Here is a 15,518-nt window from a genome sequence, read left to right as displayed (position 1 = left end):
TTATAGTGATGCAAATGAAGATAAGCAAAAATATAAAACACTTGTAAACATAGGAGCTTCCAAGAAAGATATAAGTAAATCTATAAGTAGAGAAGTTGCATTATTTTATTTCATTCCATTAGCAGTTGGCTCAATTCATAGTTATTTTGCAATTAATGTATTAGCTGATTTTATGAAAGAGAATTTAAATTTTGTATATTTAATTAGCTTACTAATTTGTATAGCTATATTTATAGTTAATTGTATTATTTCAATCATGGGATTTAAAAAGATAATAGGAACAAAGAAAAATTAAGTATAAGTAATTCACGAGTGTTTTTAGCAATCGTGAATTTTACTATTTTAATATGAAAATAGTAAATATGAATAAAATGATTTGAAATAACTAATAATAAATTCATATATGGAAAGGAGATAGGAATATGGATAATGCAATGTTTTGTTATCAATGTGAACAAACAATGGGGGGAAAGGGATGTACTAAGATGGGTGTCTGTGGAAAGACTCCAGAAGTTGCAAACCTTCAAGACCTATTAATATATCAATTAAAAGGAATAGCATGTTATGCAAAACCTTTAATTGATAAAGGAGAGATTATAGATAAAACAGTAGTGGAGTTCGTGGAAAATGGACTTTTTACAACCTTAACTAATGTTAATTTTGATGTTGAGGTTCACATACAAATGCTTAAAGATTCCCAAAAGATAAAAGAATCACTAAGAAGTAAGGCTCCTAAGGGGAACTACTCAGAGCAAGCTACTTATAATTTAAGTGCAACTAAAGAACAAATGTTAGAAGATGCAGTTAAAGCTGGAATAATGTATGATCAAGATATGGATGCGGATGTAAGATCTTTAAGGTACACGATTTTATATGGATTAAAAGGGATATCAGCTTATGGACATCAAGCAAGATTTATAGGATTTTATAGTGATCAAGTAGACCAATTTTATTTTCGAGCTTTAGAAGCAACAACTAATGATAATATTGGAGTAGAGGAATTAATACGCTGGACAATGAGAACAGGAGAAATTGCTGTAGAAGTAATGAGAGTTCTTGATGATGCAAATACAACCACATATAAACATCCAAGACCTCATAAAGTTAATGTAAATATTAAAAAAGGTCCATTTATAATAGTTTCAGGACACGATTTAAGAGATTTAGAAATGTTGCTTGAACAAACTGATGGAAAGGGAATAAATATATATACCCATGGAGAAATGCTTCCAGCACATGGTTATGACGGATTAAAGAAATATAAACATTTAGTAGGTAACTTTGGCTCAGCATGGCAAAATCAACAAAAGGAATTTGATAATATTCCAGGATGTATTCTTATGACAACAAATTGTTTAATGAGACCTAGAGAAAGCTATAAAGACAGAATATTTAGCACTAATGTTGTTGGATGGGATGGAATCATACACATAGGTAAAGATGAAAATGGATATAAGGATTTTTCATCAGTTATAAACAAAGCACTTGAATTAGGTGGATTTAAGGAAGACGAAGAAAAACAAGAAATACTAGTAGGCTTTGGACATAATGCAACATTAAGTCATGCAGAAAAAATAGTATCTGAAGTAAAGGCTGGAAATATAAGACACTTCTTTGTAATTGGTGGCTGTGATGGAGCAAGACCAGGAAGAAATTATTATACAGACTTTGCTAAGCAAGTTCCAGAAGATTGCATAATATTAACCCTTGCTTGTGGTAAATATAGATTTAATAAATTAGAATTTGGAGAAGTATGTGGATTACCTAGGCTTCTAGATGTAGGTCAATGTAATGACGTTTATTCTGCAGTGAAGATAGCTACATCTTTAGCTGATGCTTTTGACACAGATGTAAATTCATTACCATTATCAATAGTTTTATCATGGTATGAACAAAAAGCTGTTGCAGATTTGCTAGCATTATTATCTCTTGGAGTAAAAGGAATGTTTTTAGGACCTTCACTTCCTGCATTTATATCTCCAAATGTTTTACAATACTTAGTAGATACCTTTGGACTTAAACCAATAAGTACTCCAGAAGAGGATTTAAAAACATGCCTTCAACAAATAGTATAAAAATATAACTTTTCAAATGAAAGGAGCTGTTTTTTACAGCTCCTTAATAAATATCTAAAAATTTTAAATTTGATTTAAATCACATTTTTATTTTTTTGTTTTTTATATAATTTACTCATAGATAAGATATGAAATGTTTGGAGGAATTAATATGAAAAATAAAATAAATAATAAATTAACTTTAGGGGAATGTGTTATTATTTACCCAGCAATAGTAGAAATATTTAATGATATGCAATTAGATTATTGTTGTGGAGGAAATCAAAATTTAGAACTAGCATTGAAAGAAAAAAACATTGATGTAGATACATTTATTAAAGATATAAATAAAAAGCTTGAAGAATTTATATTCGAGGATTCTTCATATGTAAATTGGAATGAAAAATCTTCAAATGAATTAATTAATCACATAGTTAACACTCATCATGCAAAGACACTTGAATTATTAAGAGATATAGATCCACTATTATTAAAGGTTTTCAAAGTACATTATGAGCATTTACCAGAGGTTTTAACTAAAGTTCATAAGCTTTTTGGTTCATTAAAGAATGAATTAGAAGAACATTTAATAAAAGAGGAAAAAATACTATTTCCAAAAATGATTAAATTTGAAAATATTGAAGATAAAGAAGAAAAAGAAAAGTTAAAGAAGGAAATAGAAAGCTTTATATCAGAACATGAAGCTGCAGGGGACATACTAAAGGAATTAGCAGAAATTACAGATGACTATAATTCCCCAGAATGGGCATGTACAAGTTTTAAATTATTATATATGAAAATGCATGACCTTGAAAAAGATTTATTTGTTCATATTCATAAAGAAAATAATATTTTATTTAAAAGATATTAATAGAAAGTTTGAGAAAAGTATAGAGGTGAATAATATGGAAAAGAAAAGATTTATTTTAGATAATGGTGTAAATAGAGCTGTTAATGAAGATAGAATAAAAGAATTAACTGTATTTTTATCAAAATTAAATGAACAAGGTTTAACAGAAGAATTAAAGGAAAAAGGGTTAAAGCTTGTTAAGTCAATAAGTCCTTTAGAATTATCTATGGCAGAACAAAGTTTAATAGATGATGGAATGAATGCAAGTGAATTAAGACATTTGTGTGAAATTCATATGTTGGTTTTAAAGGATGAACTTGAAAAATTAAAGAGCAATATATCAACAGGCCATGTTTTATACACAATGGTTGAAGAACATGAATGCTTATTAAAATTCTTAGATGAAATAGAAGAAACTACAAAAGTAATTTTATCTATGGATAAATATGATGTAGAGAGAGCAGAATTTAATAAAATTCCAGAATTAGCTTTAAATTTATTAAATGCAGAACCACATCATAAAAGAGAAGAAGAAGTATTATTTAAAGAAGTAGAAGAATTAGGTGTTACAGGTCCAACTAGAATAATGAGAATGGAGCATGAAGAATTAAGAAATAAGAAAAGAGCATTAAGAGATTTAGGAAGGTCTGTAGGAAATATGGAATTTGAAGAATATAAAAAGCAATTAAAGGATATTTCAAATGCTATTTGTTATGAGTTAAGAGATCATATATTTAAGGAAAATTATATATTATATCCAACATCTTTAGAAACTATCACAGATGAAGCAAAGTGGCAAGAAATGAAAGAAAAGTGTGATATGGTAGGATATTGTACATTTACTCCAGAGAATTCAAAATAATATTTACCTCCTTAGCAAAGATATAAACTATTTATTATACAAATTTGTAGTATAATAAGTATAAGTTACTATTTACTAAGGAGGTTTTACTTTGAAATGTGATTTCTGTTGTGAAAAATGTGCAAGTAGATTATATGCACATGAAGTTCCAATATTTGAATCTTTATCGGCAGAGGAATTGGAGAGAATAATAAATACTAGAAAGCATATGGATTTAAAAAAAGGAGAAACTTTATTCTTGGAAGGAGATGAGGTTTCAAAACTTTTTATTATAAGTGATGGAATGATAAAGATAACTAAAAATACAGCTGCAGGTAAAGAACAAATTATAAATATATTAACTGTTGGAGATTTTCTAGGAGAAAATAATATATTAGGAGATCCACATCCAAGTAATGTATCTGCAACAGCAGTTAAAAATACAAGCTTATGTACAATTTCAAGAGAAGATTTAAAAGAAATATTATTTAAAAGCCCATCAATAGCTTTAAAATTTCTTTCAGAATTAAATAAGAGGTTAATTGAAGTAGAAAATTTAACTAGTAATTTATCTAATAATAATCCTGAATTAAGAATAAGCTGTATGTTATTAGAATTTGCGGAAAAGTATGGACAAGAAGTGAATAAGAAGGTGGAAATAACTTTACCATTAAATAGAGAAGAAATGGCAAACTATTGTGGAATTGCCAGAGAGACATTAAGCAGAAAACTCACTTTATTAGAAAATGAAGGATGTATAAGTATAGTTGGAAATAAAAAAATAATAATAAATAATTTGAGTCTCCTAGAGGAAGCCATTATTTAAAAAATAATATAAAAATAAGCATGACTATATCATATTAAAGCTTAGGATTAATTATGATATAGTCTTTTTCTATTTTATACTTTGTTGAAAGTTAAATATATTCAAAGGATCATATAATTCTTTTACAACTTTAAGATAAGATGAGTTTTTACCATTTCTAGCTAAACAAACAGCTTTGCTTACATCATCAAAATCATTACAATAAAAGATTAAATTGGGATATTTTTGAATTGAATGATTCCATATTTGCCTGGCTTCATTATATAAAGGATTATTTGGAGTAATTATTTTACTCAATTAAACCACCTTCAAAATAATTATTTATACTACTTACTATAATTTATGTAAAATAAATTTTAATGTTACTATATATAGAAGAAGTGTAGGGAAAATGTTATAATAATATTTTAAACAATTAAAAATTATAAATATTAATTAAAGTTTAGGAGTAATGTTAGTATGAGTTTAATATTTAATAAGCCATTAACAGAAATAATAAAAGATAGATATTCAGTTAGAAATTATGAAGATAAAGAGTTACCTGAAAATCTAATAGAAGAAATAGAAAATTATATAAGCAAAGTAGATAATCCTTTTAAAGTAAAGGTAAGAATACATTTAATTAAGAAAGATACGTATAAAGATGTAATTAAGCTTGGAACTTATGGAGTTATAAAAGGAGCTAATTATTATTTAGTATCAGCTTGTGAAAAGGAAGAATTTGCATTAGAGGCTTTAGGATATACTTTGGAAAAGGTAATATTATATTGTACTTCTTTAGGGCTTGGTACGGTATGGCTTGGAGGAACTTTCAGCAAAGGGGAGTATGCAAAAGCTATTAATCTTAAAGAAAATGAAATACTACCAATAGTATCTCCAGTTGGATACGAAGGGGGAAAAAAATCATTATTAGCATCGCTTATGGCTGATCATAAGAATAAAAGAAAAAAATATTCTGAAATATTTTTTAATGAAGATTTTAATAATCCACTTTCAAGTGAGTTAGAAGGGGAGTATTCAGAAGCATTAGAAATGGTTAGGTTAGCACCATCAGCAATGAATAAGCAACCTTGGAGAATAGTTAAAGTAAAGGAAGATCTTCATATATATAATAGTGGGAAAATAGATATGAATAAAATAGATATAGGAATAGCACTTTGTCATCTTAACTTATATATGAATGAAAAAGGAATTTCAGGAGAGTTTAAAGTTACAAATCCTAATATAGAAAGTAAGTATAAGTATGTTATATCTTGGATTAGAAATAAGTAAAAAGGAAGTCTTAGTACTTTCTTTTTTTTATAAAAATATAAATTATTATAAAGTTGAATGAATAATATACAAATAAAAGAATTAATTTACAAATTAATATATCTAAAATTGATATTATAGTAAGTGTAAAGGGTTTAAAGAACCTATTAAATCTAAAAGAATATAAATAATATTATTAAAAATCAAATTAATTATTTAAGGGTGGGATAGAACAATGGTGCAAGAAAACTTAACAAAAATTCTAGAAAAGAGATTTAACAAGACAATAAAAGAAGCAAGCAACGAAGAAATCTATTTAGCTTTATTAGAATTAACAAAAGGAACTATTAATAAAAAGGGAACTAATAAGGGAAATAAAAAGCTTTATTATATTTCAGCTGAATTTCTAATTGGAAAGTTATTATCAAATAATCTAATTAATTTGGGACTTTATGAAGAAGTTAAAGAAGTATTATCTGCTAATGGCAAAGAATTAACTGAAATAGAAGAAATAGAGTTAGAACCATCATTAGGTAATGGTGGACTTGGAAGATTAGCTGCATGTTTCTTAGATTCAATTGCAACTTTAGGATTAAATGGGGACGGAGTAGGTTTAAACTATCATTTTGGATTATTCCAGCAAGTATTTGAAAATAATAAACAAAAGGCAGTAAAAAATCCATGGATAACTAGTGAAAGTTGGTTAAATAAATCAGATATAAAATTTGAAGTTTTATTTGGAGGATTTAAGGTTATATCAAGCCTTTATGATATAGATGTTACAGGTTATGATAAGGCTTGCAATAAGCTTCGTTTATTTGACATAGACACAATAGATGAAACATTAGTAAAGGATGGTATAAATTTTAATAAGGAAGAAATAAAGAAAAACTTAACTTTATTCTTATATCCAGATGATAGCGACAAAGCAGGACATTTATTAAGAATATATCAACAATACTTTATGGTAAGTAATGCAGCTCAATTAATTTTATTAGAAGCTGAAGAAAATGGATATGATTTGCATAAATTATATGATCATGTAGTTATTCAAATAAATGATACACATCCATCAATGGTTATTCCTGAATTAATTCGTCTTTTAGGAGAAAGAGGAATAGGAATGGAAGAGGCTATTGAAATAGTTACAAAGACTTGTGCATATACAAATCATACAATATTAGCAGAAGCATTAGAAAAATGGCCAATAGAATATTTAGATAAAGTTGTTCCACAATTAATGCCAATTATAAGAGAATTAGATAATAAGGTAAAAGCTAAGTATGATGATGAAAAAGTAGCTATAATAGATAAAGATAATAGAGTTCATATGGCTCATATGGATATTCATTATGGATTTAGTGTAAATGGGGTTGCCGCACTTCATACTGAGATATTAAAAGAAGAAGAGTTAAAGCCATTTTATGATATTTATCCAGAAAAGTTTAATAATAAGACAAATGGAATAACATTTAGAAGATGGTTAATCCACTGCAATAATGAACTTACTAAGTTTATAAGTGAATTAATTGGAGAAAACTTTAAAAAGGATGCTACTAAATTAGAAAATTTAATAAAATATATAGATGATAAAACTGTTTTAAATAAGCTTGGAGAAATTAAAAAGAATAATAAAATTGTTCTTAAAAATTATTTAAAAGAAACTCAAGATGTTGCAATAGATGAAAATTCTATATTTGATATTCAAATAAAGAGACTTCATGAATATAAGAGACAACAAATGAATGTACTTTATATTATTCATAAGTATTTAGATATTAAAAAGGGAAATATTCCAACGACTCCAATAACAATGATATTTGGAGCAAAGGCTGCACCAGCTTATATAATAGCTCAAGATATAATTCATACTATCTTATGCTTACAAGAAATTATAAATAATGATCCTGAAGTTAATAAATACTTAAAGGTTGTTATGATAGAAAACTATAATGTAACAAAGGCATCTAAACTAATTCCAGCTTGCGATGTTTCAGAGCAAATTTCACTAGCATCTAAAGAAGCTTCTGGAACAGGTAATATGAAGTTTATGCTAAATGGAGCATTAACTTTAGGTACAGAAGATGGAGCTAATGTTGAAATACATGAATTAGTTGGTGATGAGAATATTTATATCTTTGGAGAAAGTAGTGAGACTGTTATAGAGCATTATAAAAAAGCAGATTACGTTTCTAAGAAATATTATGAAAAGCCTGCAATAAAGGAATTAGTTGACTTTATAGTAAGCGATGAAATGATAGCAGTTGGAGATGAAGAAAACTTAACAAGACTTCATAAAGAATTAATCAATAAGGATTGGTTCATGACATTACTAGATCTTGAAGATTACATCAAAACTAAAGAAATAGTATTTAAAGCTTATGAAGATAGAGAAACTTGGAATAAAAAAGTTTTAGTTAATATTAGTAAAGCCGGATTCTTCTCTTCAGATAGAACTATTGAACAATACAATAATGAAATCTGGAAATTAAAGTAGAAGATCATTATAAATTACAACTACAAGTAAAAAAAGCTGCAATTGCAGCTTTTTTTATTTAAAATTAACTTCACGTTCAGGAATTGTATATTTTAAATAGTTTTCTATTTCTTCTAAAATATTATAATTTTTAGGATCCGTAATAAGACAAGTATAACCACTATCTCCAGCACGAGCTGTTCTTCCTATTCTATGAATATAGCTTTCAACGCTTTCTGGTGCATCATAATTATATATGTGAGTAACTCCAGTAACATCTATTCCTCTTGAGGCAACATCAGTTGCAATTAAATATTGAATCTCACAATCTCTAAAAGATTTCATTATCTTTTCTCTTTTATTTTGAGGAACATCACTATGTATTTTAGCAGCTTTTATACCTTTGGCAGCAAGTTTTACTTCTAGTTCATCAGCTCTTCTTTTAGTTCTACAAAAGATAATAGACATAAAAGGATTATCTTCTTCTAGAATCTTAACTAAAGCATCTACTTTCCATCTATCCGTAGTTTTAACTACTTCTTGTTTAATATTGGGAATTTCAGATTCTTCATTTTCTGTAATATCTATGATAGTTGGATTATTCATATATCTATAAGCTAGTTTTTTTACTTTAGAGTCTATAGTTGCAGAAAAGCAAAGAGTTTGAAGCTTTTTAGGAGCGTAAGACATTATTTTTTCAATTTCATTTTTAAATCCCATTAAAAGCATTTGATCAACTTCATCAATAACAATTGTATTTAGCTTACTTAAACTTATACTTTTTCTTTCTAAATGATCAAGTAATCTTCCTGGAGTTGCAATAATTAAATTAATGCCTTTATTAAGTTTTTTTAATTGAGAACCAACATCTTTTCCACCGTAAGCAGCTAAAATTCCTATATCATTTATATTAAATTTATTAGCTTCTTCAGTTATTTGGATTGCTAATTCTCTAGTTGGAGATAAAATTAGAACCTCAGTATTTTTAGAAGTATTATCTATTCTTTGAAGTATAGGTAATAAAAATGCTAGGGTTTTTCCAGTTCCAGTTTTTGATTTTCCTATAACATCTTTTTTGCTAATTATTTCAGGAATAACATCCATTTGAACTTTAGTAGGTGTTATAATACCATTATTTTTTAATGAATAAATTAGTTTACTATTTATTTTTAAATCTTTAAAATCCATATTTATATCCTTTCCTACATTCAGTTTTTAAGTAGAAATATGTAAGATTAATTTTTCTTAGAGTAAAGCGGCAGAATAAGTAAGTTTACATGTGTCCACTTTTGTATAAAATTATAAAAATAAAGTGGAGCTTGGTAATCCGGCGAAAGACAAACCAAGCTCCACGGTAATTAGCACTTTACGTACCAACTGCCTAATAAGAATAACATTAAATAGATAAATAAGCAACAAAAATTTTAAAATATTAGAAATTAAAAAAGGATTTTGAAGAATAATTTTGAAGTTAAGTAAAAGTTTGCATGAATTAGTCATTTATAAGGATTTTTTAAGCTTAAATTTAGGAAATCTTTATTTTTATATGAAAAATATTTTAAGAAGTTCATCTTATACTAAAATTAATAAATTCTTATTTATCTTTAAATAAGAAAAATCATTTTAAGAAGGAATGAGTTAATGAATAAAAGTAAAACAAAGCAAAAGATAGGTTTAAGTTTAATAATACTCTTAGTTATAACAATAGTAGTATACTTAAAATATAGTGGTATTTTAGGATATATGACTTCATTAGAACAATTAAAAGCCTATATAGAAGGGTTTGGTAGTAAGGCTTATATAGTATTTTTTATATTACAATTAATATCTATTATTATAGCTCCAATACCAAGTAATGTAACTGCAGTAGCAGGTGCTATGATATTTGGAATGTGGGGTTCGTTTATTATAACTACTTTAGCTATAATTTGTGGTTCAGCTATCGTGTTTTCATTATCAAGAATATATGGAAAAGCATTTACAGAAAAGTTTGTGAGCCAGAAGTCTTTGAAAAAGTATGAAAACTTAATAAATTCTTCAAAGGGAGAAATTACTATAGCTTTAATGTTATTATTTCCATTTTTTCCTGATGATATAATTAATTTTTTAGTAGGGATTAGTGGAATGAGCTTTAAAAAATATTTCATTATATTAATACTTACAAGGCCATGGGAAATCTTAATAGCATCAGCAATGGGGTCAGCAAGTATAACAGTACCATTATGGATATGGGGAATAATAATAGCCGTATCTATAGTTTTAATTATTAATAGCAACGAAATAGAAGATAAATTAACTAAGATAATTAAAGCAATATAAAGCATTTATCAACTAACAATCAAAAAAATAAACTTAAAAGAAGAATACTAAGGGAAAAGGTCTTTAGAAATTCTTTAGAAATATAAAGAGTTTTTCTTAATTATTTAGAAATACTATTAAGTTAAGATGTAACTTTATTAAAAGTTCTTATAGGATATAATAGTTATATATTAAGAAATGAAGGAGAAAAATTATGAATTCATATAATATTTTGGTTGTTGAGGATGATAAGGAGATTGCTAGAGCAGTAGAAATATATTTGAAAAATCAAGGATATAAGGTTTTGGTAGGACATAATGGTATAGATGGGCTAGAAATAATAGAAAAACAAATAATACACTTAGCTATTGTTGATATAATGATGCCATTAATGGATGGAATACAGATGACAATTAAACTAAGAGAAAAGTATGATTTTCCAATTATAATGTTATCTGCAAAATCAGAAGAAATTGATAAGATAATGGGACTAAATATAGGAGCAGATGATTATGTTTCCAAGCCTTTTGCGCCTCTAGAATTAATCGCTAGAGTGAACTCACAAATTAGAAGATATTCCAGATACTTAAACTTAGTTGGCACAGAAAAAGAAGAAGTTAATAAAGAGGATATCTATAGTATAGGAGGACTTGAACTTAATGTTAACAAAGTTGAGCTTACTGTTGATGGCAGTTTAGTTAAAATTACCCCTATAGAATTTAAAATTCTTCAATTGCTTATGAAAAGCCCAGGAAGAGTATTTTCTTCCGAAGAAATATATGAAAGAGTATGGAATGAAAAAGCAATAAATACAGATACAATAATGGTACACATAAGAAACATAAGAGAAAAAATAGAATTCGATCCAAAAAATCCGAAATATTTAAAGGTGGTGTGGGGAGTTGGATACAAAATTGAAAAACTCTAAAGAAAAATATTATATAAGTGGAATAGTTATTTTAATCATTATGATGCTTTCGATAATAATGGTTTCTTTATATGAAAGAATAGATAGTATAGCTAAAGATAGCAATCAAGGAACAAGATATGAATATATACAACATGATTTATATAAAAGTAATTTTGTATTGAATAAACTTCTTATTGAAAAAGAAACAGGAAAATCAGTAAATTATAGTGATTTGTATTTAAGTGAAAAAGTTAAAAAAAATACAGATACATTATTAGTATATGAAGAACAATTTAAAAATTTGAAAACAAGGTTAACTAATGAGTTGAAAAATTTAGATTATCTAATAATAGATAATCTAAATAATGAAAAATTAACAAATACCAAACAAGACTTATCATTACTCATAAATAGTAACATAAAAAATCAAGACATATTAAATTATTACAATTATTATATAGTAATTGAATTTGATAGTGAAGGAAATGTAAATATTAAAAATACCAATCAATATGGATATAACTATTACAGTAATAAAAATGGAAACTTAAAAGGTTACTTGGGATTAGATTATGAAGAAGAAATAATAAATCCTAAAAATGTGACTATAGTTTATGGAATACCTAAAAACTTATCATATTCCGATGATGATATTTACTATAATTCATTAAATATAGGAAATTGGGTTTATGGAGATGCGCTAGCTCCTTATGCAATTATTATTTATGCAGTAGTAATATTAATGTCCTTAATAATTTCTTATAAGAAATCTAAGGAAGATAAGATAATATCAAAGTTGTTAAACATCCCTTTAGAAATACTGGCAACTTTAATAATATCAATAACAGCATGTGTCAGTTTATCACCAGAAATTATATATGGAACATTATATAATACAGAAGTTATTAATGGACTTAAGATATATGGATTAAGCGAATCAGTTTCTAGATATGGTTTGTATATCATTAATGTAATATATTGGATAGCTTTATTATTTTCAGCTTTCATAGCAATTTCTTTATTAAAGCATATATTTAAGAAAGGAATTATAAAGTATATAAAAGAAAATACTTTAGTTGGTAGATTTACATTATTTATAATTAGAAAATCAAGAAGTGTTATGAATAATTTATCCAAAATTGATTTTAATGAAAATAGCAATAAATATCTTTTAAAATTAGTAGCAATTAATTTTGTAATAGTAATGTTTTGTAGTCTTCTATGGTTTGGAGGAATATTTGGAGCTATAGTATATTCAATAGTACTGTTCTTCATATTAAGAAAGTATATGAGTGAAATAAAAGAAAAATATAATATTTTATTAGAAGCTACAAATAAAATTGCCGGAGGAAATTTAGATGTAGAGATAAAAGAAGACTTAAAGGTTTTTGAACCATTAAAAGATGAACTTCAAAAAATACAAAAAGGATTTAAAAATGCAGTTGATGAGGAGGTGAAAAGTCAAAGAATGAAAACAGATCTTATATCTAATGTTTCTCATGATTTAAAAACACCATTAACATCAATAATTACTTATATAGATTTACTAAAGGATGAAAATATAAGTGAAGAAAATAGAAAACTTTATTTAGATACATTAGATAGGAAATCTCAAAGGCTTAAAAATTTGATAGAAGACTTATTCGAAGTAAGTAAGGCAACAAGTAAAAATGTGCAATTAAATATATTGAATGTGGATATAGTTTCGCTTATGAAGCAAACACAATTTGAATTAAGTGATAAAATTGAAGAATCATCATTAAAGTTTAAATGGAATTTCCCAGAAAATAAAGTAATAGTACCTTTAGATAGTCAAAAAACCTTTAGAGTATTTGAAAATTTATTAATAAATATAGTCAAATATTCAATGCCAAATTCAAGAGTTTTTATAGATATAGTAGATGGCAATGAAGAGGTTTATGTAACATTAAAAAATATGTCAGCAAATGAAATAGACTTCACATCAGAAGAAATAGTAGAAAGATTTGCTAGAGGAGATAAATCAAGAAATACAGAAGGGTCAGGGCTTGGATTAGCAATAGCAAAGAGTTTTGTTGAGCTTCAAGGTGGAAATTTAAATGTAGAAATAGATGGCGATTTATTTAAAGTAACATTGAAATTTAAGAAGTAATAAAAGAATCACTAATATCTATGGGATATTAGTGATTTTTCTTAATGAAGTAAGACATGTAATAGGTATTAATTATTTTAATAAGAAGTAAAAATGAAGGAATTGATAGTTTGGGGAATAATATTTTTTAAAATATTGAAATAGTTTGTCTGATTAACTATAATAAGTATGATTAAAAGTTTGTAGGAGGATTAACAAATGAGAAATTTTAAGAAATTATTATCAATAATTTTAATATCAATGTTCTCAATTATTTTAATTGGATGTAAAGGTAATGAACAGAATGAAGAAGTTTTAGTAGAAGATACAACATTAAAAATAGGTCTAATGCCAGCTGTGGACACAGCCCCAATACTTATTGCAGAAAAAAATGGATATTTTGAAGAAGCAGGAATAAATGTAGAAATAGAAATATATACTAATGCTCAAAATAGACAAAGTGCTCTTCAAAGTAATGCTATAGATGGAGCAATGACAGATTTTATAGCAGTTGCAACTAATGTTGATGGTGGGTTTGACATAAAGGCAACAACAATGACAGACGGAATGTTTCCTGTACTAGAAAATGAAGGAGCAACTGATAAAAAAGAGATAAAAGTAGGTATGATGGAAGTAAGTGTTTCCAATTATTTAATAGATAAGTGGCTTGGAGATAAATATAATGTGGAAAAGGTATTTATAAATGAGATACCAGCTAGACTTGCGGCTTTAAAAAGTGGTGAAGTTGATATGAGTTTATTCCCAGAGCCAGTAGCTTCAAATGGAGAGTTACAAGGTTTAAAAAAGAATATATATGGAATGGATGATGAATTTTCACCTGATTGCTTAGTATTTACTGGGAAATCTATAAAAGAAAAACCAAAAACTATAACAGCTTTCCATGAAGCTTATAATAAAGCTGTAGATGAAATTAATAAAAACCCTGAAATAGCAAAAGAGATATTAATTGAAAAAATACCAAATACAAATCCTGCTGTAAAAGATATTATGGTATTACCAACATATAAAAAAGCAGCCCTTCCAAGTGACGAATATTTACAAAGTATAATAGACTGGACTGAAAAAACTTTAAATAAGGATTTATCAGTAAAGCCAGATGCTTTATTAGAAGGAAAATTTGTAAAGTAATATGATAAGGATAAGTGATTTAACCGTTAAGTATAAGAATGAAATAGCAATAGATAAAATGAGCTTATCTATTGAAAAAGAGAAAACTTATGCAATTATAGGGAAATCAGGATGTGGAAAGACAACCCTGCTATACACTATAGCAGGGCTTATTTCTAATTATGAAGGGAAATTAGAAATAGAAGGGGAGACTTCTTTAATATTACAAAACTTAGGGTTATTTAATTGGTTTACAGTATATAAGAATGTAGAACTTGGACTAAATAAATATAATTGTACCAAAAAGGAAAAAGAGAAATTAGTTAATGATGTATTAAAAGAGTTAGATTTAATAAGTTTAAAAGATAAATATCCCAAGGAACTAAGCGGAGGGCAAAAGCAAAGAGTTGCAATTGCAAGAACAATAATAAGAAATCCGGAGATATTATTATTAGACGAAGCAACATCAGCTTTAGATTCTATAAATAAAGAGAAAATTCAGGAGCTACTTTTAGAAATAAGAAATAAAAGAAAAATACAATGATTTTAGTTACACATAGTATTGAAGAAGCTGTTTTTTTAGGTGAGTATATAATAGTCATGAAAGATGGAAGAATTCATAGTCTAATTAATAATAAATATTTTGGTGACAAGGATATAAGAAAAAAACAAGAATATATGGAGATATGTAATGAAGTAAGAGGGAAGCTTTATGATTAAGGATATATTATTAAAAATAATAAAGGGGTTTTATGGAGTAGTAATTATAGTAGT

General features: G+C 26.5%; 15 protein-coding genes. 13 read left to right on the top strand and 2 right to left on the bottom strand.

Annotated features, from left to right (window positions below; translation table 11 throughout):
• From A500_RS14665 to A500_RS14645, 5 genes are all read left to right on the top strand, one after another.
• Positions 1-295: FtsX-like permease family protein (locus A500_RS14665; protein WP_016208350.1), on the top strand; the 295-nt coding region annotated here is incomplete at its 5' end.
• A 127-nt stretch (positions 296-422) separates the two neighbouring features.
• On the top strand, positions 423-2,075 hold the full coding sequence (gene hcp / locus A500_RS14660; RefSeq protein ID WP_016208349.1) for a hydroxylamine reductase: 1,653 nt from the start codon (positions 423-425) through the stop codon (positions 2,073-2,075).
• 151 nt (positions 2,076-2,226) lie between these two features.
• The gene (gene ric / locus A500_RS14655; RefSeq protein ID WP_016208348.1) at positions 2,227-2,925 is read left to right on the top strand and encodes an iron-sulfur cluster repair di-iron protein; all 699 of its coding nucleotides are present in this window, start codon (positions 2,227-2,229) and stop codon (positions 2,923-2,925) included.
• A 34-nt stretch (positions 2,926-2,959) separates the two neighbouring features.
• Complete coding sequence (locus A500_RS14650) at positions 2,960-3,766, top strand: DUF438 domain-containing protein (RefSeq protein WP_040436940.1); 807 nt, start codon at positions 2,960-2,962, stop codon at positions 3,764-3,766.
• Positions 3,767-3,857: 91 nt separating this feature from the next.
• Positions 3,858-4,571, top strand: coding sequence for a Crp/Fnr family transcriptional regulator (locus A500_RS14645; RefSeq protein WP_016208346.1), 714 nt, complete (start codon positions 3,858-3,860; stop codon positions 4,569-4,571).
• Between the two features lie 69 nt (positions 4,572-4,640).
• Here the strand turns inward: A500_RS14645 and A500_RS14640 are convergent, their stop codons facing one another.
• Entirely contained in the window at positions 4,641-4,868 is a 228-nt protein-coding gene (locus tag A500_RS14640; protein ID WP_016208345.1) for a BBE domain-containing protein, read from the bottom strand.
• 162 nt (positions 4,869-5,030) lie between these two features.
• Here A500_RS14640 and A500_RS14635 point away from each other — a divergent pair, with 162 nt between their 5' ends.
• Both A500_RS14635 and A500_RS14630 read left to right on the top strand, forming a co-directional pair.
• Positions 5,031-5,843 carry a nitroreductase family protein gene (locus A500_RS14635; protein ID WP_016208344.1) on the top strand — a complete coding sequence of 271 codons (813 nt, stop codon included), beginning with the start codon at positions 5,031-5,033 and terminating at the stop codon, positions 5,841-5,843.
• A gap of 214 nt (positions 5,844-6,057) precedes the next feature.
• The gene (locus A500_RS14630) at positions 6,058-8,319 is read left to right on the top strand and encodes a glycogen/starch/alpha-glucan phosphorylase (RefSeq protein ID WP_016208343.1); all 2,262 of its coding nucleotides are present in this window, start codon (positions 6,058-6,060) and stop codon (positions 8,317-8,319) included.
• A gap of 54 nt (positions 8,320-8,373) precedes the next feature.
• On the opposite strand, the gene A500_RS14625 is transcribed toward A500_RS14630, so the two are convergent.
• A complete protein-coding gene (locus tag A500_RS14625) occupies positions 8,374-9,486 on the bottom strand; it encodes a DEAD/DEAH box helicase (RefSeq protein ID WP_016208342.1) in 1,113 nt (370 codons plus the stop codon).
• A 453-nt stretch (positions 9,487-9,939) separates the two neighbouring features.
• Here A500_RS14625 and A500_RS14620 point away from each other — a divergent pair, with 453 nt between their 5' ends.
• The 6 genes from A500_RS14620 to A500_RS21395 all read left to right on the top strand — a co-directional run bounded on the left by A500_RS14620 (position 9,940) and on the right by A500_RS21395 (position 15,464).
• Entirely contained in the window at positions 9,940-10,617 is a 678-nt protein-coding gene (locus A500_RS14620; RefSeq protein WP_016208341.1) for a TVP38/TMEM64 family protein, read from the top strand.
• Positions 10,618-10,810: 193 nt separating this feature from the next.
• On the top strand, positions 10,811-11,524 hold the full coding sequence (locus tag A500_RS14615) for a response regulator transcription factor (protein ID WP_016208340.1): 714 nt from the start codon (positions 10,811-10,813) through the stop codon (positions 11,522-11,524).
• Positions 11,499-13,637, top strand: coding sequence for a sensor histidine kinase (locus A500_RS14610; protein ID WP_016208339.1), 2,139 nt, complete (start codon positions 11,499-11,501; stop codon positions 13,635-13,637). Before A500_RS14615 ends, A500_RS14610 begins: the two co-directional genes overlap by 26 nt.
• Before the next feature lie 198 nt (positions 13,638-13,835).
• The gene (locus tag A500_RS14605) at positions 13,836-14,765 is read left to right on the top strand and encodes an ABC transporter substrate-binding protein (RefSeq protein ID WP_016208338.1); all 930 of its coding nucleotides are present in this window, start codon (positions 13,836-13,838) and stop codon (positions 14,763-14,765) included.
• Position 14,766: 1 nt separating this feature from the next.
• Positions 14,767-15,288, top strand: a complete 522-nt coding sequence (locus tag A500_RS14600) for an ATP-binding cassette domain-containing protein (RefSeq protein ID WP_016208337.1) — start codon at positions 14,767-14,769, stop codon at positions 15,286-15,288.
• On the top strand, positions 15,285-15,464 hold the full coding sequence (locus A500_RS21395; RefSeq protein ID WP_016208336.1) for an aliphatic sulfonate ABC transporter: 180 nt from the start codon (positions 15,285-15,287) through the stop codon (positions 15,462-15,464). Before A500_RS14600 ends, A500_RS21395 begins: the two co-directional genes overlap by 4 nt.
• The last annotated feature ends 54 nt before the right edge of the window (positions 15,465-15,518 follow it).

This window comes from Clostridium sartagoforme AAU1 (genome assembly GCF_000401215.1).
Taxonomy (GTDB): Bacteria; Bacillota; Clostridia; order Clostridiales; family Clostridiaceae; genus Clostridium; species Clostridium sartagoforme.
The sequence above is the reverse complement of the archived record's forward strand: the minus strand, read 5'-3'. Positions and strand labels throughout refer to the sequence as shown.